22 protein-coding genes and 1 tRNA gene are annotated in these 23,215 nt (G+C 67.4%); 17 read left to right on the forward strand and 6 right to left on the reverse strand.

Going from position 1 to position 23,215, the window contains the following annotated elements:
- Positions 1–6 precede the first annotated feature (6 nt).
- Genes ccoN through ccoS form a run of 8 tightly spaced genes read left to right on the forward strand, consistent with a single transcriptional unit; the run spans position 7 to position 7,802 of the window.
- Positions 7–1,620, forward strand: a complete 1,614-nt coding sequence (ccoN, locus tag AC1DS0_RS07475; protein ID WP_476814020.1) for a cytochrome-c oxidase, cbb3-type subunit I — start codon at positions 7–9, stop codon at positions 1,618–1,620.
- Between the two features lie 9 nt (positions 1,621–1,629).
- Positions 1,630–2,394 (forward strand): cytochrome-c oxidase, cbb3-type subunit II, encoded by a 765-nt coding sequence (gene ccoO, locus AC1DS0_RS07480; RefSeq protein WP_476813744.1) that lies wholly within the window; start codon positions 1,630–1,632, stop codon positions 2,392–2,394.
- Positions 2,395–2,402: 8 nt separating this feature from the next.
- Positions 2,403–2,558 (forward strand): cbb3-type cytochrome c oxidase subunit 3, encoded by a 156-nt coding sequence (locus tag AC1DS0_RS07485; protein WP_091837401.1) that lies wholly within the window; start codon positions 2,403–2,405, stop codon positions 2,556–2,558.
- Between the two features lie 3 nt (positions 2,559–2,561).
- Positions 2,562–3,446: a cytochrome-c oxidase, cbb3-type subunit III gene (gene ccoP, locus AC1DS0_RS07490; RefSeq protein WP_476813745.1), complete on the forward strand. Its 885-nt coding sequence runs from the start codon at positions 2,562–2,564 to the stop codon at positions 3,444–3,446.
- A gap of 1 nt (position 3,447) precedes the next feature.
- Positions 3,448–4,902 (forward strand): cytochrome c oxidase accessory protein CcoG, encoded by a 1,455-nt coding sequence (gene ccoG / locus AC1DS0_RS07495; protein ID WP_476813746.1) that lies wholly within the window; start codon positions 3,448–3,450, stop codon positions 4,900–4,902.
- Positions 4,899–5,444, forward strand: a complete 546-nt coding sequence (locus AC1DS0_RS07500) for a FixH family protein (protein ID WP_476813747.1) — start codon at positions 4,899–4,901, stop codon at positions 5,442–5,444. The genes ccoG and AC1DS0_RS07500 overlap by 4 nt, the downstream gene beginning before the upstream one ends.
- Position 5,445: 1 nt before the next feature.
- Positions 5,446–7,635: a heavy metal translocating P-type ATPase gene (locus tag AC1DS0_RS07505; protein ID WP_476813748.1), complete on the forward strand. Its 2,190-nt coding sequence runs from the start codon at positions 5,446–5,448 to the stop codon at positions 7,633–7,635.
- A complete protein-coding gene (ccoS, locus tag AC1DS0_RS07510; protein WP_476813749.1) occupies positions 7,632–7,802 on the forward strand; it encodes a cbb3-type cytochrome oxidase assembly protein CcoS in 171 nt (56 codons plus the stop codon). The genes AC1DS0_RS07505 and ccoS overlap by 4 nt, the downstream gene beginning before the upstream one ends.
- 36 nt (positions 7,803–7,838) lie before the next feature.
- On the opposite strand, the gene AC1DS0_RS07515 is transcribed toward ccoS, so the two are convergent.
- Together AC1DS0_RS07515 and AC1DS0_RS07520 are read right to left on the reverse strand one after the other, a co-directional pair.
- Complete coding sequence (locus AC1DS0_RS07515) at positions 7,839–8,510, reverse strand: L,D-transpeptidase (protein WP_476813750.1); 672 nt, start codon at positions 8,508–8,510, stop codon at positions 7,839–7,841.
- A gap of 16 nt (positions 8,511–8,526) precedes the next feature.
- Positions 8,527–9,147, reverse strand: coding sequence for a DsbA family protein (locus AC1DS0_RS07520; RefSeq protein WP_476813751.1), 621 nt, complete (start codon positions 9,145–9,147; stop codon positions 8,527–8,529).
- Positions 9,148–9,323: 176 nt separating this feature from the next.
- Here AC1DS0_RS07520 and AC1DS0_RS07525 point away from each other — a divergent pair, with 176 nt between their 5' ends.
- A complete protein-coding gene (locus tag AC1DS0_RS07525) occupies positions 9,324–9,986 on the forward strand; it encodes a response regulator (protein WP_476813752.1) in 663 nt (220 codons plus the stop codon).
- A complete protein-coding gene (locus AC1DS0_RS07530; protein ID WP_476813753.1) occupies positions 9,983–11,314 on the forward strand; it encodes an ATP-binding protein in 1,332 nt (443 codons plus the stop codon). Before AC1DS0_RS07525 ends, AC1DS0_RS07530 begins: the two co-directional genes overlap by 4 nt.
- Before the next feature lie 103 nt (positions 11,315–11,417).
- Here AC1DS0_RS07530 and katG read toward each other — a convergent pair whose 3' ends face one another.
- The gene (katG, locus tag AC1DS0_RS07535; protein WP_476813754.1) at positions 11,418–13,595 is read right to left on the reverse strand and encodes a catalase/peroxidase HPI; all 2,178 of its coding nucleotides are present in this window, start codon (positions 13,593–13,595) and stop codon (positions 11,418–11,420) included.
- Between the two features lie 99 nt (positions 13,596–13,694).
- Between katG and AC1DS0_RS07540 the strand changes: the two genes are divergently transcribed.
- Positions 13,695–14,627, forward strand: coding sequence for a hydrogen peroxide-inducible genes activator (locus AC1DS0_RS07540; RefSeq protein ID WP_476813755.1), 933 nt, complete (start codon positions 13,695–13,697; stop codon positions 14,625–14,627).
- A 39-nt stretch (positions 14,628–14,666) separates the two neighbouring features.
- Here AC1DS0_RS07540 and AC1DS0_RS07545 read toward each other — a convergent pair.
- The 3 genes from AC1DS0_RS07545 to mnmA all read right to left on the reverse strand — a co-directional run bounded on the left by AC1DS0_RS07545 (position 14,667) and on the right by mnmA (position 16,644).
- A tRNA-Met gene (locus AC1DS0_RS07545) sits at positions 14,667–14,743 on the reverse strand.
- 90 nt (positions 14,744–14,833) lie between these two features.
- Positions 14,834–15,463: a class I SAM-dependent methyltransferase gene (locus tag AC1DS0_RS07550; RefSeq protein ID WP_476813756.1), complete on the reverse strand. Its 630-nt coding sequence runs from the start codon at positions 15,461–15,463 to the stop codon at positions 14,834–14,836.
- Positions 15,460–16,644, reverse strand: coding sequence for a tRNA 2-thiouridine(34) synthase MnmA (gene mnmA, locus AC1DS0_RS07555; protein ID WP_476813757.1), 1,185 nt, complete (start codon positions 16,642–16,644; stop codon positions 15,460–15,462). Before mnmA ends, AC1DS0_RS07550 begins: the two co-directional genes overlap by 4 nt.
- A gap of 249 nt (positions 16,645–16,893) precedes the next feature.
- On the opposite strand from mnmA, the gene AC1DS0_RS07560 reads away from it, so the two are divergent.
- The 6 genes from AC1DS0_RS07560 (at position 16,894) to AC1DS0_RS07585 (ending at position 23,215) form a co-directional block, all read left to right on the forward strand.
- Complete coding sequence (locus AC1DS0_RS07560; protein WP_476813758.1) at positions 16,894–18,570, forward strand: flagellar hook-length control protein FliK; 1,677 nt, start codon at positions 16,894–16,896, stop codon at positions 18,568–18,570.
- 14 nt (positions 18,571–18,584) lie between these two features.
- Entirely contained in the window at positions 18,585–19,262 is a 678-nt protein-coding gene (locus AC1DS0_RS07565; protein WP_476813759.1) for a flagellar hook assembly protein FlgD, read from the forward strand.
- Positions 19,263–19,373: 111 nt separating this feature from the next.
- Positions 19,374–19,649 (forward strand): CtrA inhibitor SciP, encoded by a 276-nt coding sequence (sciP, locus tag AC1DS0_RS07570; RefSeq protein WP_038359348.1) that lies wholly within the window; start codon positions 19,374–19,376, stop codon positions 19,647–19,649.
- A gap of 200 nt (positions 19,650–19,849) precedes the next feature.
- Positions 19,850–21,532: a flagellar basal-body MS-ring/collar protein FliF gene (fliF, locus tag AC1DS0_RS07575; protein WP_476813760.1), complete on the forward strand. Its 1,683-nt coding sequence runs from the start codon at positions 19,850–19,852 to the stop codon at positions 21,530–21,532.
- A 14-nt stretch (positions 21,533–21,546) separates the two neighbouring features.
- Positions 21,547–22,629, forward strand: coding sequence for a flagellar motor switch protein FliG (fliG, locus tag AC1DS0_RS07580; protein WP_476813761.1), 1,083 nt, complete (start codon positions 21,547–21,549; stop codon positions 22,627–22,629).
- Position 22,630: 1 nt separating this feature from the next.
- Complete coding sequence (locus AC1DS0_RS07585; RefSeq protein WP_476813762.1) at positions 22,631–23,215, forward strand: FliH/SctL family protein; 585 nt, start codon at positions 22,631–22,633, stop codon at positions 23,213–23,215.

Raw genomic sequence — 23,215 nt, forward strand, 5'->3', positions numbered from 1 at the left:
ATCGGGATGCTGATCGCGGGCGCCAGCGTGCTGCCGCTGATCCTGATCGGCGCACTGACCGAAAACTCCGGCTATGCCTTCCACGCCATGCTCGGCGCAGCCGCAGCCGCGGCCAGCATGATCCTGATCGGCAATCGCTGCTTCGACGGCTCGCCGACGGTCCCGCCGCAGGAGATCGATGGCAAGCCCAACTACAATATGGGGCCGGTCAAGTTCGCGACCGTCGCCTCGATGGTCTGGGGCATCGCCGGCTTTGCCGTCGGGCTGATCATCGCGCTGCAGCTCGCCTTTCCCGGGCTGAACTTCGACCTGCCCTGGACCAATTTCGGCCGGCTGCGGCCGCTGCATACCTCGGCGGTGGTCTTCGCCTTCGGCGGCAACGTGCTGATCGGCTCGTCGTTCTATGTCGTCCAGCGCACCTGCCGGGCCCGCCTTGCCGGCGATCTTTCGCCCTGGTTCGTCGTACTCGGCTACAACCTGTTCATCGTCATCGCCGGCACCGGCTATCTGCTCGGGATCACCCAGAGCAAGGAATACGCCGAGCCGGAATGGTACGCCGATCTCTGGCTGACCTTCGTCTGGGTCGCCTATCTCCTGGTCTTCCTGGGCACGCTGAGGAAGCGCACGGAGCCGCACATCTATGTGGCGAACTGGTTCTATCTCGGCTTCATCCTGACCATCGCGGTCCTGCATATCGGCAACAATGTCGCCGTGCCGGTCTCGATCCTGTCACCGAAGTCCTACGGGCTGTGGTCGGGCGTGCAGGATGCGATGTTCCAGTGGTGGTACGGCCACAACGCGGTCGGCTTCTTCCTGACCGCCGGCTTCCTCGCAATCATGTACTATTTCGTGCCCAAGCGCGCGGAACGGCCGATCTACAGCTACCGGCTCTCGATCATCCATTTCTGGGCGCTGATCTTCATCTATATCTGGGCCGGCCCGCATCATCTGCACTACACCGCGCTGCCCGACTGGGCGCAGACGCTCGGCATGACCTTCTCGATCATGCTGTGGATGCCCTCCTGGGGCGGCATGATCAACGGCATCATGACCCTGTCGGGCGCCTGGGACCGACTGCGCACCGACCCCGTGCTGCGGATGATGGTGGTCTCGCTCGCCTTCTACGGCATGGCGACCTTCGAGGGGCCGCTGATGTCGATCAAGGCGGTGAACGGGCTCTCGCACTACACCGACTGGACCATCGGCCACGTCCATGCCGGTGCGCTCGGCTGGGTCGCCTATATTTCCTTCGGCGCGATCTACTGCCTCGTGCCCTGGCTGTGGAACCGCAAGGGGCTCTACTCGCTCAGGCTGGTGAGCTGGCACTTCTGGGTCTCGACGCTCGGCATCGTCTTCTACATCACGGCGATGTGGGTCTCGGGCATCCTGCAGGGCCTGATGTGGCGGGCCTACACCTCGCTCGGCTTCCTCGAATACGCCTTCATCGAGACCGTCGCGGCGATGCACCCGTTCTACGTGATCCGGGCGCTGGGCGGCGCACTCTTCCTGATCGGCGCGCTGATCATGGCCTTCAATCTCTGGATGACCGTGCGCTGCGAGGAGGCTGCCGACATGCCGCAGGCCCATGCGCTGCCGCCGCGCCAGCTCGCCACCGCCTGAGGAGCCGTCATGACGAGCATCGAACAGAAGCCGCCGCGCCGCTCGCTTTGGGCCAAGCACAAGATCTTCGAGACCAACTCGATCGTCCTGGTCATCGGCACGCTGCTGGTGATTTCGATCGGTGGTCTCGTCGAGATCGCGCCGCTCTTCTACCTCCGGAACACGATCGAGACGGTGCAGGGCATGCGGCCCTATACGCCGCTCGAGCTCGCCGGACGCGGCATCTATGTGCGCGAGGGCTGCTACAACTGCCACAGCCAGATGATCCGGCCGCTGCGCGACGAGGTCGAGCGCTACGGACACTATTCGCTCGCGGCCGAGAGCATGTACGACAAGCCGTTCCAATGGGGTTCGAAGCGGACCGGGCCGGACCTTGCCCGCGTCGGTGGCAAGTATTCCGACGAATGGCAGCGGGCGCATCTTTCCGAGCCGCGCGCGATCGTGCCGCAGTCGATCATGCCGGGCTATCCCTTCCTGGAGAAGACCGAGCTTTCGTTCGGGGACATCGCCGACGAGCTGCGCGCCAACCGCGCCGGCGGCGTGCCCTATAGCGACGAGATGATCGCGCAGGCTGCGAGCGATCTGAAGGCGCAGGCGACGCCGGACCATCCCGGCCAGGCCGATCTGGAGAAGCGCTATCCCAAGGCGCAGTCGCGCGATTTCGACGGCAATCCGCAGCGCGTCACCGAAGCCGACGCTCTGATCGCCTATCTGCAGGCGCTCGGGACGATGGTCGACTTCAAGCTCTACGACGACAAAGCCAACATCCGCTGAGCCCGACCATGCAAACGACCTATCACTGGCTCGCCGGCTTCGCTCAGTCCGCCGGACTTCTCTACTTCGTCGCCGTCTTCCTCGGAGTCTGCGTCTACGCCTTCTGGCCGAAGAACCGCGCCCGCTTCGAGGAAGCCGCGCTCAATCCGCTGCGCGAGGACTGACCGATGGACCAGAAGCACGACGATCCCCATGTCGATGCCGCCACCGGCTACAGCACGACCGGGCATGAGTGGGACGGTATCCGTGAGCTCAACACGCCGCTGCCGCGCTGGTGGCTCGGCATCTTCTACGCCAGCATCCTCTGGTCGATCGGCTACTGGATCGTCTACCCCGCCTGGCCGCTTTTGACCGACACGACCAAAGGCGTGATCGGCTATGCCAGCCGTTCCGAGATCAGCGCGGACATGGCCAAGCTCAAGGCGCAGCGCGCCGCGCAGGCAGCCGGCATGGCGGACGCCACGCCCGAGCAGATCAAGGCCGACCCGACCCTCTTCCAGATCGCGATGGCGCAGGGCAAGGCCGCCTTCGGTGACAATTGCGCGGCCTGCCACGGTGTCGGCGGCGCCGGCGCCAAGGGCTATCCCAACCTCAACGATGACGACTGGCTCTGGGGCGGCTCGCCCGCAGCGATCCAGCAGACGATCCGCCACGGCATCCGCGTTGCCGGCGACAACGATACCCGCGTCAGCCAGATGCCGGCCTTCGGGCGCGATGGCGTGCTGAAGCGCGAAGAGATTGTCGCCGTCGCCAGCCATGTTCGCGAACTCGCCGGCCTGCCGACCGAGCCGAAGGTGGATCTTGCGCTCGGGCGCAAGGTCTTCGCCGACAATTGCGCCGCCTGCCATGGCGCCGCGGGCAAGGGCAACCAGGAGCTCGGCGCGCCGAACCTCACCGACGCGATCAGCCTCTACGGCATGGACATGGCCTCGCTCACCGAGACCATCGCCAACAGCCGGGGCGGGGTGATGCCGGCCTGGGCCGGGCGTCTCGACGAGACCACGATCAAGGCGCTGACCGTCTATGTCCACTCGCTGGGGGGAGGGCAGTAGCGTGAGCAGCACCGGGACCGACCAAGACGACATTCCGCTCTTCGCGGCGTCGCGGAAGGTCTATCCGCAGAGCGTGTCGGGCCCGTTCCGGCGCGCCAAGTGGCTCATCCTCGTCCTGTGCCTTGGCATCTACTACCTCCTGCCCTTCCTGCGCTGGGATCGCGGCCCGTACCTGCCGAACCAGGCGGTGCTGGCTGACATCGCCAACAACCGCTTCTACTTCTTCTTCATCGAGATCTGGCCGCAGGAGGTCTACTACTTCACCGGCCTCCTGATCCTGGCCTCCTTCGTCCTCTTCCTGATGAACGCTGTCGCCGGCCGGGTCTGGTGCGGCTATCTCTGCCCGCAGACGGTCTGGACCGACCTCTTCCTCGCGGTCGAGCGCTTCTTCGAGGGCGACCGGCGCGAGCGCACGCGCCGCGATGCCGAGCCCTGGGGCTTCGACACGCTCTGGCGCAAGGGCGCCAAGCACGCGGTCTGGCTCGTCATCGCCTGGTGGACCGGCGGTGCCTGGGTGCTCTACTTCGCGGATGCTCCGACCCTGGTGCGCGAGCTTGCGACCTTCACCGCGCCGCTCTCGGCCTATGTCTGGATCGCGATCCTGACCTTCACCACCTACGCGCTCGCCGGCATCATGCGCGAGCAGGTCTGCAAGTACATGTGCCCCTGGCCGCGCATCCAGGCGGCGCTGACCGACGACGAGGCGCTCAACGTCACCTATCGCTACGATCGCGGCGAGCCGCGGGTCTCGGTGAAGCAGGCGGCAAAGCTGCGGGCCGAGGGCGCGCCGGCGGGCGATTGCATCGACTGCTTCCAATGCGTCGCCGTCTGCCCGACCGGGATCGACATCCGCGACGGCGCGCAGGTCGATTGCATCCAGTGCGGCCTGTGCATTGACGCCTGCGACACCGTGATGACCAAGATTGGCCGTCCGACGCGGCTGATCGCCTATGATACCGACGACAATGTCCAGCGCCGCCTCGCCGGAAAGCCTGCGATCTACCGGCTGGTGCGCCTGCGCACTCTGATCTATCTGGCGCTGATCACCGTCGTCGGCGGTGCCATGCTCTGGCAGCTCGCGACCCGCAGCACTGCCGGGATTTCCCTGCTGCATGAACGCACGCCGCTGTTCGTCACCTTGAGCGATGGATCGATCCGCAACGCCTATGCGGTACGCCTGCTCAACAAGCGGCCGGAGCACCGGCCTTTCGCCCTGACAGTTGCTGGCCTGCCGGGCATCCGGATCGAAGCGGTGGGTGTCGCGCCCAGCGCCGATCTTCGCCCCGTCGTCACCGTCGATCCCGATTCCTCGCGCGAGGTGCGCGTGCTCGTCACCGTCCCGGCCGGCGTGCCGCTCGCAGCCTCGCAGGCGATCACCATCACCGCCTCGGATCTCTTTGCCGGCGAGACAGTGCGCGCCGACGACCATTTCATGGCGCCGGAGATCCATCGATGAGCTGCTGCGGAGTCATCATCATGCCCTATGAGAATCCGGCACCGGCTGCACCGCGCCGACCTTTCCAGCTGACCGGCGGCATGGTCGCGGCCATGCTGATCCTGTTCTTCGGCGTGATCGTCTCGGTCAATGCGACGATCCTGACGATGGCGCTGCGGACCATGCCGGGCGTCGAGACCCGCAGCGCCTATGAGGACAGCCAGCGCTTCAACGAGGAGATCGCCCGCCAGCACGAGCGCGATGCGCGCGGCTGGTCCGCTACCACGACGCTGGCCCGGCAAAGCGAGGGCGCGACCCTCTCCGTGAGCCTGGCCGATCGTCGCGGCGAGCCGCTCGCCGGTCTCGCCACCAGCGCCCGCCTGCGTCACCCCGCGACCGCCGCCCGCGACTATGCCCTGACGCTGAGCGAGAGCCGGCCGGGGCGCTACGAGGCCCGTTTCGAGACGATCGAGGCCGGCTCCTGGATCCTCGAATTGCAGGCCAGGCGCGGAGAGGAGGTCGTCTTCGTCTCGCGCAGCCGCGTCAGCCTCCGGGAGCGTTGAGATGGCGGCGCAGGACCTCTCCGTCTTCGTCCGTCATCGCGATGATGGCATCGCCAGCATGGAGCTGGCGGTCGACGGCATACGCTGCGCCGGCTGCATGCAGGCGATCGAGGGCGGGCTCGCCCGCGAGCCGGCTATTTTGGGCGCCCGCGTCAACCTCGCGCTGAAGCGCGTCTCGGTCGAATGGCGCGAGGCGCTGCTGCGGCCCGAAGCCGTGGTCGAGAGGCTGGCGGCGCTCGGCTTCAAGGCCTATCCCTTCGCGCTGGAGCGCCAGAAAGACGCGGTGGCTTCCGAGGAGCGCTATCTGCTGCGTGCGCTCGGCGTCGCCGGCTTCGCCTCGATGAACATCATGCTGCTCTCGGTCGCGGTCTGGTCCGGCAATGGCGGCGACATCGATCCGACGACGCGCGACTTCTTCCACTGGCTCTCGGCCCTGATCGCATTGCCGACCGCGGCCTATGCCGGCCGGCCCTTCTTCGAGAGCGCGCTCAGGGCGCTGAAGGCCGGCGCCGTCAACATGGACGTGCCGATCACCATCGGCGTCGTGCTGGCGCTGGTGATGTCGGTCGCCGAGACCTGGAACCATGGCCGCCACGCCTATTTCGACGGCGTGGTCATGCTCTTCTTCTTCCTGCTGATCGGGCGCTACCTCGACCAGCTGATGCGACGGCGCACCCGCGACCTCGCCGGCAACCTCGCTGCGCTCAAGGCCGAGACGGCGACGAAACTCGCCGCCGACGGCAGCGCGACGGTGATGCCGATCGCCGCGATCGCGTCGGGCGATCTCGTGCTGGTACGGCCGGGCGAGCGCGTCTCCGTCGACGGCATCGTCGAGACCGGCCGCTCGGAGCTCGACCAGAGCCTCGTCACCGGCGAGACGGCGCCTGCCATGATCGGGCAAGGCGAACGCGTCCATGCCGGCACGCTCAACCTGACCGGCGCTCTGACCGTGCGGGTCGAGGCGGCCGGGCAGGGCACGCTGCTCGACGAGATCGACCGGCTGATGGACCAGGCCGTCGGCAACCGCTCGGGCTATGTCCGCCTCTCCGACCGCGCCGCACGGCTCTACGCCCCGGTCGTGCACACGCTGGCGGCCTCGACCTTTCTTGGCTGGCTGGCATGGGGGCTCGCCTGGCCGGAGGCACTGATGATCGCCGTCACCGTGCTGATCATCACCTGCCCCTGCGCGCTCGGCCTCGCCATCCCCGCCGTGCAGGTCGTCGCGGCCTCCAGCCTGTTCAAGCGCAAGATCATGCTGAAGGAGGGCGATGCGCTGGAGCGCCTGGCCGAGGCCGACATCGCCGTCTTCGACAAGACCGGTACGCTGACCCTGCCCGAGCCGGAGATACTGAACCCGCAGGTGCTGCCGGCCGAGCGACGGGCCGAGATCGGCGCGCTCGCGGCGGCGAGCGGACATCCGCTGGCGCAGGCGCTGGCAAGGGCGCTTGGTGTTTCGCGTGCGGCGGAGGACGTGCACGAGGAGCGCGGGCAGGGCCTCTCCGTGGGGGACGGAGATGACGAGCGCCGTCTCGGCAGCGTCGCCTTCTGCCGGGCCGAGGCGGAGGCGGCCATGGTCGCGGCGCTGCATCCCGGCGCCTCGCTGATCGCCTATCGCCATGGCTCCTTCCGCACGGTGTTGGCCCTTGGGCAGGCGCTGCGTCCGCAGGCGCGAGAGACGATCGCCGCCCTGCGCAAGGCCGGGCTTGAGGTCGCGATCCTCTCCGGCGACCGGTTCGAGGCGGTTGCGCCGATCGCCGCCGAACTCGGCGTCACCGAACTGCATGCCGGCCTGATGCCGGGCGACAAGCTCGCTTTGCTCGATCAGATGGCGGCTGTCGGCCGCAAGGTGCTGATGGTCGGCGACGGGCTCAACGATGCGCCGGCGCTGGCGGGCGCGCATGTCTCGCTCTCGCCGGTCAGCGCCACCCATCTGGCGCAGGCGGCGGCCGACATCGTCTTCCTTGGCGAGAGCCTGGCACCGGTCGCGGCCGCGCTGGGAATCGCCCGCAAGGCGCGCCGGCTGATGCTGCAGAACCTCTGGTTCGCGGTGCTCTACAATGCGGTTGCGGTGCCGATCGCCATCGCCGGGCTGGCGACGCCGCTAGTTGCCGCCGTCGCCATGTCCGGCTCCTCGCTGGTGGTGACGCTCAATGCGCTGCGCGCCCGGGGCGCGTCGGGGGCTCGGCCATGAACATCATCGTGATCCTGTTCCCCTTGGCGCTCGGCCTAGGCCTGTTGGGGCTCGGAGCCTTTTTCTGGTGCATGCGCAGCGGCCAGTATGCCGATCTCGACGGCGCGGCCTGGCGAATTCTGCAGGATGACGATGCGGGGGCGGAGCACCGCAGCGAAAAGGGTTAGCACCTTGGCGCTGCGGCATCGGGAGGCGGTCTTCGATCAGGTGGGCAAGACGACGACCTTTGCGCCTTTCGGGATGCGGTTGTAGAGGTCGATCACGTCTTGATTCATCATCCGGATGCAGCCCGAGGAGACGGCCTCTCCGATCGTATCGGGCTCATTGGTGCCATGGATGCGATAGAGCGTGTCCCGCCCGTCCTTGAACAGATAGAGCGCGCGCGCACCGAGCGGGTTGTTCTCGCCGCCCGTCATGCCGCCGGCCCATCTGGCGTAGCGCTTGGGCTCGCGCCTGATCATGTCGGGTGTCGGCGTCCAGCGCGGCCATTGCGCTTTGTGCTGCACGGTCGCCGTGCCCGTGAATTCGAGTCCCTCGCGCCCGACGCCGACGCCGTAGCGCAAGGCCTTGCCGCCCTCCTGGACGAGATAGAGGAAGCGGCTTCCGGGATCGACGACCAGCGTGCCCGGCGCGTGACTCGTCGGATAGTCGACGAGCTGGCGCAGATTGCGCGGCTGCAGATCCTCCAGCGAGACGGCGGGCACGCGGAAAGGCTCGTCCTCGACGGTGCCATAGCGCTTGAGGTCGAGGGCGCTGAACCGTGATGCAGGTGCGGGCGGCGGCGCAGTGTGCTGCGCGACAGTCGTGCAGCCCGCCGCCAGCAGAGCGAGTGTCAGACCTGCCATGCGGCGGGTCGGGAGCGAATGGTCGGCCATGATCCGTGCGCCCGCCTCACTGCGACGCCGGCTTCGCGCGGGCATCGGCAATGACCTGCTTGAAGCCCTTGTAATCGAGCGTCGAGGTCCGGAATGGGCCGACGAGATAGGTCGGCGTGCCCTGCAGCCCGAGCGAGTCAGCCTGGGCCATGTTCCGGCGCAGCAGCGCGGTGATCTTCTCGCCATTGGCGTCGAGATCGGCCTGGAGACGCGCCATGTCGATGCCCGCGCCCTGGATCGCCGCCGAGATCTGCGCCTTGCTCAGCCGGCCCTTGACCGCCATCAGTGCATGGTGCGCGCGCTCATAGGCGCCCTGATAGGTTGCCGCGAGCGCGAGCTGCGCGGCATAGACCGAGGTTTCGGCAATGACAGGCCAGTCCTTGTAGACGAGCCGGATCTTGCCATCCTCCTTGACGATGCGGGCGAGGTCCGGGGCCGATGTCTTGCAGTAGGGACAGTTGTAATCGAGGAAGGCGACGATCGTGACATCGCCGGCGGAGTTGCCCGAAACGGGTGCCTCCGGGTCTTTCAGGATCGCCTCGACGTCGATCTTGCTCTCTTCGGCCAAAGCGGGCCCGGACAGCACGGCCGCCAGAAGCGAAAAGCCGAACAGGATGGTGCGGCGGTCATGGTGCATGGACTTGCGGCTTTCTCGGCGGCCGAGGATTGCGCCGTGCCGATCGCCGAGCGCGTCATGGCTGCTCGCGGCGGTCGCATCGTCGCGTCCCCGGCTGTGGACGGATGCGAGCCATCGGCGCTACCCAGCTTAAGCCAGCCTTAAGCTCGGCGGTGATGCTGGGCCGAGGAGGTCACATGCGCGTGCTCATCGTCGAAGACGACCCGCTTCTCGCCGACGGTCTCGCCGTCGGGCTGAGGCTGCACGGCATGAACGCCGAGCTGGTCGGCAGTTGCGCCGATGCGCGGCATGCGCTGGCGGCTGGCGCCTTCGATGCGATGGTGCTCGACATCATGCTGCCGGACGGTTCGGGCCTCGATCTGCTCCGGAACCTGCGGGCGCAGGGCGAGCGCTGCCCGATCCTGTTGCTGACCGCGCTCGACGAGACCCGCGACCGTATCGCCGGGCTCGACCGTGGCGCCGACGACTATCTGGGCAAGCCTTTCGATCTCGACGAACTCGCGGCACGGCTTCGCGCGATCGGACGGCGCGGCGAGGGCCGGGCAGCGCCCGCTATCGAGGCCGCCGGCCTCGTCCTCGACCCTGCGAGCCATGCGGTGGTGCGCGACGGCACGACGATCGACGTGACGCGGCGGGAATTCGCCGTGCTGCGTACGCTGGCGGAGCGGCCGGGCGTCATCCGCTCACGCGCCGAGCTGGAGGAGCGGCTCTATGGCTGGCAGGAGGAGATCGAGAGCAATGCGATCGAAGTCCACATCCACAATCTCAGGCAGAAGTTCGGACGCGAGCTGATCGAGACGGTGCGCGGCCTCGGCTACCGTCTCAAGAGTGCGTCATGAGCTCACTGCGCGGCCGGCTGTTCCTGATCCTGGTCGTGACCACGAGCCTGATCTGGCTCGCCGCGACAGGCTGGATCTATCTCGGGACCAAGAACGAGCTTGAGCGCGTGCTCGATACGCGCTTGCAGGAAGCGGCGCGCATGGTCGCCTCGCTGGTGCACGACGACACCTCCGCCCAGGCGGCGATCGCGGCTGCGCCTCAGGTCGCCCCGCCAGAGAACAGCGGCTACGAGCGTCAGCTCTCCTGCCAGATCTGGTCGCTGGGCGGGCGCCTCGTCGCGGCATCGACGACGGCGCCCGCCGAACGGCTTGCAGCGCATGGCAGCGGCTTCCATGACAGCGTGATCAATGGCGAGCTGTGGCGTGTCTATGCCATCGAGGATCCCACCAAGGGTGTGCGGGTGCTGGTCGGCGACCGCCTCGGCCTGCGCGAACGACTCGTGCAGGATCTCGTGCTCGGGCTGGTGGCGCCGACCTTGCTGATGCTGCCGCTGTTCGCCGGGCTGATCTGGCTCAGCGTCGGCAGGGGACTTGCCCCGCTGCGGCAGATCGCCAGTGACCTGCAGAACCGTCCGGCCGATGATCTGAGCCCTGTCGGTGCCAACGCGGTCAGGGAAATCCGCCCGCTCACCGACGCGCTGAACGGGCTGTTCCGGCGTCTCGATTTGGCCAGGCGGCACGAGCGCGAGATTACCGCCTTCGCCGCGCACGAGCTGCGCACCCCGCTTGCCGGCATCCGCATGCAGGCGCAGATCGCGAAGGCAGCCGACAACGACGCGATGCGCCGTTTGGCGCTCGACAGGATCGTGCAGGGCGTGGATCGGACGGCTCGGCTGATCAGCCAGTTGCTGGCGCTTGCCAGGCTCGATGCTGCTGCAGCCGGCTCCGATCGGCAACGCATCCGCGTCGGTCCGCTGCTGCGCGAGATCGATGGCGAACGAAGATGGCCCGAACTGAACGTCGCGATCGATCCGGCTCTCGATGACGTCGTTCTGTCGGGAGAGACCGACAATCTGCGGCTGGCCTTGCGCAACCTGCATGAAAATGCCTGCGGACACAGCTTCCCGGGCGGGCAGGTGCGCTGGTTCCGCGTCGCCGAGAATATCCTCGCCGTCGAGGATGACGGCCCCGGTATTCCGGCTGAGGAGATCTCGCTGGTGACACAGCGCTTCTATCGGGGACGCAGTGCCAAGACCGCCGGGACTGGCCTTGGACTTTCGATCGTCGAAACTGCCCTCGCGCGGCTGGGTGCCACGCTAACGCTGGAGAATCGCACCGCGGCCGCAGGATTCAGGGCGACGATCACGCTTCCAGCTGGCCGCCAATAGCCCAATCCATGGGGATGGCGTAGCGACTTGCCTGCGGCCGGCCGCCAATCGCAGTGCACTAAAGCATGCTCGGCCGCCCTTCGGCGGCCGAGCGGTTTTGCGATCAGGCGACGTCGAAGCGGTCGAGGTTCATCACCTTGGTCCAGGCCGCAACGAAGTCCTTGACGAACTTCGCCTTGGCGTCGGTGCTGGCATAGACCTCGGCCAGAGCGCGCAGGATCGAGTTCGAGCCGAAGACGAGGTCGACGCGGGTGCCGGTCCACTTGGCGGCGCCGGTCTTGCGGTCGGTGCCCTCGAACACGTCCTTGGCCTCGGAGATCGCCTTCCACTGCGTGCCCATGTCGAGCAGGTTGACGAAGAAGTCGTTCGTCAGCGCGCCCGGCCGGTTGGTCAGGATGCCGTGCCTTGAGCCGTCGGCGTTGATGTCGATGGCGCGCAGGCCGCCGATCAGCACCGTCAGCTCGGGGGCAGTCAGCGTCAGCAACTGGGCGCGGTCGATCAGCGCCACCTCGGCCGGCACTTTGGCGCCCGGCTTCTGGTAGTTGCGGAAGCCGTCGAGCACGGGCTCCATCACAGCGAAGGAATGGACCTCGGTCTGCTCCTGCCTGGCGTCGGTACGGCCCGGGGTGAACGGCACGCTGACATCATGGCCGGCGGCCTTGGCCGCCTGCTCGACGCCGACATTGCCGGCCAGCACGATCAGATCGGCCAGCGAGACCTTCTGGTCGCCATCGGCCTCCTTGTTAAACTGGCGGCGGATGCCGTCGAGCACCTCGATCACCCTGGCGAGCTGGGCCGGCTGGTTGACCTCCCAGTCCTTCTGGGGCGCGAGGCGAAGGCGCGCGCCATTGGCGCCGCCGCGCTTGTCGCCGCCGCGGAAGGTCGCGGCCGAGGCCCAGGCGGTGCCGACCAGCTCGGAGACGGAAAGGCCGGAGGTCTTGATCTTCTCCTTGAGCGCGGCGACGTCGGCGGCGTTGACCAGCGGATGGTCGGCGGCCGGCAGCACGTCCTGCCAGATCAGCTCCTCCTTCGGCACTTCCGGGCCGAGATAGCGCGAGCGCGGGCCGAGATCGCGATGGGTCAGCTTGAACCAGGCGCGGGCGAAGGCCTCGGCGAAGGCCTGCGGGTTCTCGAGGAAGCGACGCGAGATCTTCTCATAGGTCGGGTCCAGGCGCAGCGACAGGTCGGTCGTCAGCATGGTCGGCTTGTGCTTCTTCGACGGGTCGTGGGCGTCGGGGATGACCGCCTCGGCGTCCTTCGCCTCCCACTGGATCGCGCCGCCGGGGCTGCGCGTCTGGACCCATTCGTATTTGAACAGGTTCTCGAAGAAGAAATTGCTCCACTGCGCCGGCGTCTGCGTCCAGGTGACCTCGATGCCGCTGCCGACCGCATCGGCGCCATGGCCGGTGCCGAAATTGCTGGCCCAGCCGAGGCCCTGCGCCTCCAGCTCGGCGCCTTCCGGATCCGGGCCCTTATGCGACTCCGGCGCCGCGCCATGGGTCTTGCCGAAGGTGTGGCCGCCGCCGATCAGCGCGACCGTCTCCTCGTCGTTCATCGCCATGCGGGCGAAGGTCTCGCGGATGAAATGCGCCGCCGAGATCGGGTCGCCATTGGCGCTGGGACCTTCCGGATTGACGTAGATCAGGCCCATTTCGGTCGCGCTCAGCGGTGCGTCGAACTTGTCGAGCGGACGATGGGTCAACCAGGCCGTTTCGGTGCCCCAGCTCACATCGTGATCGGGCTCCCAGGTGTCCTCGCGGCCGCCGGCGAAACCGAAGGTGCGGAAACCCATGGTCTCCAGCGCGACGTTGCCTGTAAGGATCAGGAGGTCGGCCCAGGAGATGGCCTGACCGTATTTCTGCTTGATCGGCCAGAGCAGGCGGCGCGACTTGTCGATGTTGACATTGTCCGGCCAGCTGTTGAGTGGGGCGAAGCGCTGCTGGCCGCGACCACCGCCGCCACGGCCGTCGGCGAGGCGATAGGTGCCGGCGGCGTGCCAGGACATGCGCACGAATTGCGGGCCGTAATTGCCGAAGTCCGCCGGCCACCAGTCCTGCGACTCGGTCATCAGCTTGCGCAGGTCGTTCTTCAGCGCGTCAAAGTCGAGCTTTTTGAAGGCCTCGCGATAGCTGAAGGCCGGATCGAGCGGATCGGACTTGGCCGAGTGCTGGTTCAGCAGGTCGACAGGCAGCTGGCTCGGCCACCAGTCGCGGTTCTGGCGGGTGCCGCCACCATGGGCGACAGGGCATTTGCCCGTGCTGTCCTCAGTCTTCGCGTTCATGTCTCTCTCCGAAGCTCGGCTGGGTTCCGGGGTGGGTCTTAGCAGGGCCATTTCATTATTTTAATTCCGATTTTCTGATCGCGACGATAAGCTGTGATTATGACAAATCTGACTTTCAAGCAGCTGCGCTATTTCGAGGCGCTGGCACGGCACGGCCATTTCGGCCGTGCCGCGGAAGCCAGCGCGATCTCGCAGCCGGCTTTGTCGCAGCAGATCAAGGCCTTGGAAGAGGAGCTCGGCGCCGAGCTGTTCGAACGCGACAGGCGTCAGGTCCGGCTGACGCGCTTTGGCGAGGAGATCGCGGCGCGGGCCAGGGACGTCCTGCGCTCGCTCGACGAGCTCGAAGGCTATGCGCACACCTCGCGGGACGGGCAGGTCACGCGCCTGCGCATCGGCGTCATCCCGACGGTGGCGCCCTATCTGCTGCCCGGCCTGATCGGCGATCTCACCCGCCTGCATGGCGAGCTCGACCTCAATGTGCGGGAGACGCTGACGCCGAAGCTGGTCCAGGAGCTGAGCGAGGGGCGCCTGGACATGGCGATCGTTGCTCTGCCGGTGTCGGAGCCGTCGCTGACCGAAGTCGCCCTGTTCACCGAACGCTTCGTCCTGGTCCGGCCGCGTGCGGACGAGGGCAAGCCGGCGCCGGATCGCGAGGCGCTGCGCGAGATGCGGTTGTTGCTGCTCGAGGAGGGGCATTGCTTCCGCGAGCAGGCCCTGTCGTTCTGCAGCACCAAGCCGCGCACGGTGCAGTCGCGCGACCTGCTCGACGCCAGCTCGCTGTCGACGCTGGTGCAGATGGTCGATGCCGGGCTGGGCGTCACGCTGATCCCGGAAATGGCGGTAGCGGTCGAGACGCGCTCGGCCTCGGTCGCGATCTCGCATTTCAGGGCGCCGGAGCCGTCCCGGACCATCGGCATGGTCTGGCGCAAGACCAGCCCGCTGGCGAAGCAGTTATTGGAGATCGCAGAGGTGGTGCGGCAATCGGCCGGCGCGCTGCGCGGGGCGCACGGCAACGGCCTTGCGAAGCCGTAGCGGCAAGTGCCTGGAATAGACTGGCGCTGTACGATGAGATGGTAGCGGGAGAGGGACTCGAACCCCCGACACGCGGATTATGATTCCGCTGCTCTAACCAGCTGAGCTACCCCGCCCCGATGGCGACGCGCCGTGAACGGCGGTCAATCGCGACGGCGCGGATATAGGGGGCGGGGGGCGTCGGCGTCAAGCCTTGATGACGTCGCTCAGCTCAGCTTCCGCAGCCTGACCACCTTGAAATAACCCTGGCCGACATGGACGGTCTCGTAGCGGCCGGTTCGCGCGGCCCAGTCGGTCAGGCGCGAGACCTTGAAATCGCTGCTCCAGCCGATCGCCCTGGCCAGCGGCGCGACCGCCTTCCAGAACGGTGCGGCAAAGCCGCCATCGTCGACGAGACGGCTGGAGATTACGATCTCGCCGCCCGGGCGCAGCACCCGGTCCATCTCGGCGAGCGCCTGCTCGGGATCGGGAACGAGGGTGATGACGAACTGGGCGGTGACCGCGTCGAAGGAGTTGTCGGCGAAGCCGAGCCGGCAGGCGTCCATCACCATCAGGCCGCGGACATGATCGAGATTCTGGCTCAGCACCTTGGCGCGCGCGACGCGCAGCATGTCGAGCGAGAGGTCGGCGCCGACGACCTGCTTGTCGCGCTCGAAATAGGGCAGGGTCAAGCCAGTGCCGACGCCGATCTCGAGGATGTCGCGGCCGCTGGCGCAGGCCGCCGCCACCGCCTCGCGCTGGGCGCGGGCAAGCAGGCCCTGATAGATCCGGTCGTAGAACTTCGCCCAGACCGCATAGACGCGCCGCTGCGCGTCGAGACCGTTCGTCGTCGTCATGAGATGGCGTAGGCGGGCTCGGGCTGCGGCGCCGGGCGGGGCGCCCGGTTGGCCATGATGACGCCGCCGCCGAGCACGCGGGCTCCGCTGCCGGCATGGTCGTAGATCACGCAGGCCTGGCCGGGCGAGACGCCCTCCTCGCCCTGCGCCAACAGGACATGAACGCCCTTGTCGTCGGCGAGCAGGCGGGCCTCGCGCGGGGCTCTGGTCGAGCGGACGCGGACCGCGACCTCGATGCCCTCGGGCGGCAGGTCGGCGAGCGCGAGGTCGCCGATCCAGTTGAGATCACGCAGGTCGACGCGGCTGACGCTCAAAGCCTCGCGCGGGCCGACGATGACATGCGCGTTCTCGGCGTCGAGCGCGACGACATAGAGCGGTTCGGCGCTGCTGATGCCAAGGCCCTTGCGCTGGCCGACCGTGTAGCGCAGCACGCCCTCATGCTCGCCGAGCACGCGGCCGTCGAGGTGGACGATGGCGCCGGGGCGGGCGGCGCCCGGCTTCAGGCGCTCGATCACTTCGGCATAGCGGCCGTTCGGCACGAAGCAGATGTCCTGGCTGTCGGGCTTGTCGGCGATGGCGAGGCCGAACTCGGCGGCGAGCGCCCGGGTCTGCGCCTTGTCGAGGCCGCCGAGCGGGAAACGCAGCAGGTCGAGCTGCTCCTGCGTGGTGGCATAGAGGAAATAGCTCTGGTCCCGGCTCTCGTCGGCGGCACGGAAGAGGCCGCGATGGCCGGTGCCGAGATCGCGGCTGGCGACATAATGGCCGGTGGCGAGCGCATCGGCCCCGAGCTCGCGGGCGAGGCCGAGCAGGTCGCGGAATTTCACGGTGCGATTGCACTCGACGCAGGGGATCGGCGTCTCGCCGGCGAGATAGCTCTCGGCGAAGCGCTCGATCACCGCGTCGCGGAAGCGGCTCTCATAGTCGAGCACGTAATGCGGAATGCCGATCGCCTCGGCGACGCGGCGGGCGTCGTGGATGTCCTGGCCGGCGCAGCAGGCGCCGGCGCGATGCACGGCTTCGCCATGGTCGTAGAGTTGCAGGGTCACGCCGACGACGTCATAGCCCTGGCGCTTCAGCAGCGCCGCCACCACCGAGGAGTCGACGCCGCCTGACATGGCTGCGACGACGCGTGTCGCCGCGGGCGGCTTGGCGATGTCGAGCGAGTTGAGCGAAACGGTCATCAGGGTTCCGGGCGGGTTCGGGCGCGAGAGCCCGAGGATTTGGGCGCTCTATAGCGGTTTTGACAGATGCGGGCCAGCATCCGGCCGGCAATTCCTGCCGAGTGGTGCCCTCCGATGACGTCATTCCTGCCGGGTCTGGGGCCAGGTCTATTCATTCAAGATATTGAATTATAATGATTTTCTGGTTGGCTTGCCTCTTGCTGGCGGAGTGGCGGCCACATCGTCACGGTTCTGTTCCGGAGAGTACCCATGTCAGCTGCGCCGGTCTCGCGTTCCTCTGCGCTGCCTGAGATCACGTTTCCGAGCCGCCGCGGCCCCGAACGGGACGCCTCGGAACAGGCTTTCACCCTGCCGCCCGAGCCGGCGGATCGACCGCGTCCGCGCTTGGATGACGACCGTCCCCGCGGGCGTCTCGATGATGACCGCAACGCCCGCGATGACGCCGGCATGCGGGATCAGGCGAAGCCGGACGATGGCGCCCGCAAGACGAGCGCGGCTGATGCCAGACCGTCAACCCGCGCTGACGATGCCAGCAAGGACAGGAAGGTCGCGGACGCCAGCGAGACATCCGACAAGACGAAGGCGGAGGCCGGCGCAGACGCGACCGCGACGAAGGACGCCTCGGCGAGCGAGACCAAGACGAGCGAGACGGCTGCCGGCGACAAGCCGGCCGGTGGCAAGACGGTCGAGGAGCGCAAGGCTGCGCTGGCCGCTGCCCTCGATGGAGCGCCGGTGATCGGCAAGGGCACGCCGGACGAGCAGGCTGCTGCTGGCGCGGTGATGCAGCCCGTGCCGTCGCCTGCGATCGCCGCGGAATTTCTCGCGCTCACGGCAGCCGCGCTCCAAGGCGGCGAGCCGGCGAAGCCGGAAGGCGCGACCACTGAGGACGGCAAGGCCGTGACGGCGACCGGGGCGACTGGGGCGACGGCGCAGGCGACCGGCGAGGCGATCGCCGTGCCGGTCCCGCCAGCACTGCCGGCGAAGGCCGACGGCCAGGCGAGCGCGGGCGGCGAGGCCGCCGCTGCTGACATCAAGGTGGGGCTGAAGCCGCAGCTTCCGGCTGCCGGCACCGAAGCCAAGACGGACGGCAAATCGGGCGAAGCCAAGTCCGGCGGTGCGGAGCAAATCGCGGCGAAGACGGCTGAGACCAAGTCGGGCGAGGGGCAGGCCGCCGCCAAGGACGATAGCGAGGCCGGCAAGGTCGCTGCGACCGCCGCTGGCAGCGATACGAAGGCGGCCGGCGATACCAAGGCTGCCGATACCGCCACTGCGCCTGTGGCCACCGGGCAGACGACGCAGGCTGCGTCGACCGAAGCCAGCAGCGGCGCGCAGCAGGCAAGCGCGCCCTTGAGCCCGCAGGCGATTCTCGCGGTCGGGCCGCAGAGTTTGACCGCGCCGCAGGCGCCATTGACCGAGCTTGACGCCGCCGCTCAGGCGACCGCCCGTGCCCAGGCTGAGGCGGCCCACAAGATGACCTCCGGCGACGCCGGGCGGCCGACGCCGCTGCACGTCGTGCCGATCGAGATCGGCGCGAAGGCGCTCGCCGGCAACAAGCGCTTCGACATCAGGCTCGATCCGGCCGAGCTCGGGCGCATCGACGTCAGCCTGGAAATCTCCGACAAGGGCGATGTCAGCGCCAAGCTGACCGTCGACCGGGTCGAGACGCTACATATGCTGCAGCGCGATGCCCGGACGTTGGAGCGCGCCTTCGAGCAGGCCGGACTGAAGCCCTCCGAGGGCGGAATCGATCTCAGCCTGCGCGATCCGGGTGGCCAGCAGGCGGGTGGGCGCCAGCAACAGGGCGACGAGACGCCGCGCGGCCGCCGCGCCTGGGTCCAGGCCTCGGACGACAGTGCGCTCGTCACCGATGTTGCGACCCTGCCGCGCAACGCCAGCCGTCTCGGCGGCGTCGATCTCAGCATCTAAAGGAGGGACGCGCCATGACCGTCTCCAATACCGGCAAGCTGTCGAATTCCCAGGTCGCGGCCGCCCAGAACAACACCGCAAGTGGCAACGGCACCTCGATCGCCAATAATTTCGACCAGTTCCTGACCCTGCTGACGACGCAGCTCAAGAACCAGAACCCGCTCGATCCGCTCGACACCAACCAGTTCACCCAGCAACTGGTGCAGTTCGCCGGCGTCGAGCAACAGCTCAAGCAGAACGAGACGCTGACCGCGCTGCTCGGCGTCAGCAAGGCGACGACGGGTGCGAGCGCGATCGGCTTCGTCGGCCAGACCGTCACGGCCGATGGTGCTGCGACGCCGCTCAAGGAAGGCAAGGCCGAATGGAAGCTCAACGCCTCCAAGGGCGGCACCGGCACGGTCACCATCAAGGATTCGAGCGGCAAGGTCGTCTACAGCGGCACGAAGACGCTGACGGCCGGCGACCAGACCTATAGCTGGGACGGCAAGACCTCGACGGGGTCCACTGCGCCCGACGGCGAATACACCATCACCGTCGACGGCAAGGATGTCTCCGGCGCGGCGATCACGGTCAAGACCGAGATCACCGGCAAGGTCGACGGCATCGACTTCTCGACCACCGTGCCGACGCTGCTGATCGGCGCGATCAAGGTCCCGCTCGACAAGGTCAAATCGGTGAAGAGCACGTCCTGACGAACCCGTCATGAGCCATGCCGAAAGCCTGCGTGATTGCTTTAGGCAAAATTTAAGCCCGTCGGGGCTAGGCTCTCTGGCAGTAGGTCTGTTGAGTTGTGTGAGAGTACAATGACCGAGCCGCTGCGACCGCGCGTCAAATATGTGATCGGGCCCGATGGCAGCCCGTTGACGATCGCCGATCTGCCGCCGATGAACACGCGCCGCTGGGTGATCCGGCGCAAGGCCGAGGTCGTCGCCGCCGTGCGCGGCGGCCTGCTCAGCCTGGAGGAGGCCTGCCAGCGCTATACGCTGACGGTAGACGAATTCCTGAGCTGGCAGATGTCGATCGACCAGCATGGGCTGGCTGGCCTGCGCACTACCCGCATCCAGCACTACCGCCAGTAACCTCTTCTGGTGTCTACAAAAATTCGGGAGGCGCCGGCCGAGAGGCCGGCGCTTTTCGCGTTTTGGCGATGTGGCATTTACGCCGAACTGTCCCGTTTCCTAACCGCCGTTAACCGGGCGCTAACCATGCACCGGGAAAAACTTGCCTAGTGGTGTGTCTGTGCGTTGGTCTCGCAGGCACCGGGCGACGGAAGAACGGCGTGAACGGGCTAGTCGAACAGTTCCGGAGATTCGGCGCGGCGCGGCTGGCGGCTATGCTGGCGGTGACGCTGGCGCTGATCGGCTTCTTCGCCTTCGTCATGCTGCGCATGTCGCAGCCGGCGATGGGCGTGCTCTTCGCCGATCTGTCGAGCCAGGACGTCAGTGCCATCACCAAGGACCTCGACACGCGCGGGATCAAATACGAATTGCGTGGCGACGGGCAGACCATCCTGGCGCCGCGCGCCGATGTGCCGAAGCTTCGGCTGGAGCTCGCCGGCAAGGGCATCCCGTCGGGCGGCGGCGTCGGCTACGAAATCTTCGACAAGGGCGACGCCTTCTCCTCGACCAGCTTCGTCCAGAACATCAACCATCTGCGCGCGCTCGAGGGCGAGCTCTCGCGCACCATCCGCTCGATTGGCCGTGTGCAGGCAGCGCGGGTCCATCTCGTCATTCCCGAGCGGCGCCTGTTCGAGCGCGACCGCGAGCCGCCGCGTGCCTCGATCGCGCTCAAGCTCGCCGGCGATCTCGACAACGCCCAGGTCAGGGCGATCCGCCATCTCGTGTCCTCGGCCGTCGACGGCCTGAAGCCGGAGCGGGTCTCGATCGTCGACGAGCGCGGCCGGCTCCTTGCCGACGGCGCCCAGGGCGAGCAGGGCATGATCGGCGTCGCGCTGGACGAGCGCCAGGGCGCGATCGAACGGCGGATCAAGGCGCAGGTCGACGACATCGTCGCCAGCATCGTCGGCCCCGGCCGCGCCCGCGTGCAGGTGTCGGCCGTGCTCGATTCGAACCGGATCGAGAGCCGCTCCGAGACCTTCGACCCGGAGAGCAAGGTCATCCGCTCCAGCCAGAACCGCAACGAGGCCTCCGCCTCGAACGAGCAGCGTGAGGGCGTCACCGTCGGCAACGAATTGCCGGGCGCGCAGCAGAACCAGGGCCAGCAGCAGGGCCAGCAGCGCGACACCAGCTCGAAGAACGAGGAAGTCGTCAACTACGAGATCTCGCGCACCACCCGCACCGAGGTGCAGGAGGGCGGGCGCATCCGCAAGCTCTCCGTCGCGGTGCTGGTCGACGGGCTTTACAGCAAGCAGGGCAACGAGGTCAGCTACCAGCCGCGCCCGCCCGAGGAACTGGAGCGGATCTCGCAGCTGGTGCGCACCGCAGTCGGCTTCGACCGCCAGCGCGGCGACCAGGTCGAGGTCGTCAACCTGCGCTTCGCCGAGGCGCCGCAGGCGCCGGCTGATCTGACCGATCAGACGCTGATGCAGCAGCTCCTCTCCTTCACCAAGGAGGACGTCGTCCGCTTCGCCGAGATGGGCGTGATCGCGCTGCTTGTGCTGATGGTGCTGATGGTGGTGGTGCGCCCGCTGCTCAAGCAGGTGCTGGCGCCCGATCGCGAGGTCCGGGCGATCCCGAGCTTCATGCGCAACGGTATGGTCGTCGTTGATAACGGCACCGGCGATCCGTCGACGTTCCCCTCCGTTTCCGGCGGGGCGGGCGCCAGCGGCGAGTCTGGCTCGGTCGATGTCGAGGCGCCGTCGGAACGGATGCTGGCGATCGCGCAGATCAAAGGCCAGCTCAAGGCCCAGTCGGTCGAGAAGATCGGCGCCATGGTCGCCCAAAATCCCGCGGATTCCGTCGCAGTGCTGCGCAGCTGGATCCACGAGAAAGCACCGGCGTGACGGGAGCCTGAACCATGGCGACACGCTCCATCGCAACCCGCAGCGGAAACGCCGGCTCCGACGGCGAGACGTCGAACTATTCCGACGGCCCGATGATGCTCGACAGCATGACCGGGCCGCAGCGCGCCGCGGTCATCCTGCTCATCCTCGGCGAAGAGCATGGCCGGGTGATCTGGGAGGAGTTCGACGACGAGGAGATCCGGATCATCACCCGCGCCATGGCCGAGCTCGGCACGGTCGATGCCGACCAGGTCGAGAAGCTGATGCTCGACTTCGTCGGCCGGCTCTCCAGCGCGGGCGCGATCACCGGTTCCTTCGACCGCACGATCTCGTTGCTCGAGAAAATCCTGCCCACCGATCAGGTCGCTCTGATCATGGAGGAGATCCGAGGTCCTGCCGGCCGCAACATGTGGCAGAAGCTCGGTAATATTGATGCCGTCGTGCTCGCGAACTTCCTCAAGAACGAATATCCGCAGACGATCGCCGTGATCCTCTCGCGCATCCGGCCCGATCATTCGGCCAATGTGCTGCGCAACCTGCCGAACGAATTGTCGATCGAGGTGGTCGGCCGGATGCTGCGCATGGAATCGGTGCAGAAGGAGGCGCTCGACCATATCGAGAACACGCTGCGCACCGAATTCGTCTCGACGCTGACGCAGACGCGCCGGCGCGATCCGCACGAGATGATGGCCGAGATCTTCAACGGCTTCGATCGCCAGACCGAAGTGCGCTTCCTCGCTGCGCTCGACGCCACCAACCAGGAATCGGCCGAGCGCATCCGCGCCCTGATGTTCACCTTCGAGGATCTCGGCAAGCTCGATTCCGCCGGCCTGCAGACGCTGATGCGCCAGGTCGACAAGGATGCGCTGGCCCGTGCCCTCAAGGGAGCCAACGAAGAAATGCGCGCCTTCTTTATGGGGGCGATGTCGCAGCGCGCCGCCAAGGTCCTGCAGGACGACATACAGGGCCTCGGGCCGCTGCGCCTCAAGGAAGTCGACGAGGCGCAGATGAAGATGGTGACCCTGGCCAAGGACCTCGCCGAGAAGGGCGAGATCATCATCTCCAAGGGCAATGCCGAAGACGAGCTGGTTTACTGAGATGGCCGCAGCCAAGAAATTCATGTTCGCCACCGACTTCCGCGGCAATGGCAGCAAGGCGGTCGATGAGGCGGCGCTCGAGGCCGCCAGGGCGGATGGCTTCCATAGCGGCCTCGACCAGGCGCGACGCGAGGCTGATCACCAGCTCGGCGCGCTGCTCTCGCAACTGGTGCGCCAGAGCGAGCGATTGCTGGCGCACCAGGATGAGCAACTGGCTCAGATCGAGGCGCAGGCGGCGCAGCTCGCGATCGCGACCGCGCGCAGCCTCGCCGGCGCGGCACTCGCCGACAAGCCGCTGGCGCAATTGCTCGACGCGGCGCGCGAATGCCTCGCCCATGCCCGGCACGCGCCACATCTGGCGATCCGGGTGCATGAGAGCCTGGTCGAGGCTGTCGAGGGCAAGCTGTCGGCGTTGGCGCGTGAAACTGGTTTCGCCGGCCGCATCGTCGTGCTGGGCGAGCCCGATATCGCCCTCGGCGACGGCCGGCTGGAATGGGCCGATGGCGGTATCGCGATCGAAAGTGCAGCGCTCAATGAGGCGGTCGACAAGGCAGTCAGGGCCGTCTTCGGCCCGGCAGCGGGGTAA

It is taken from the genome of Allobosea sp. P4_H5, from assembly GCF_056400825.1.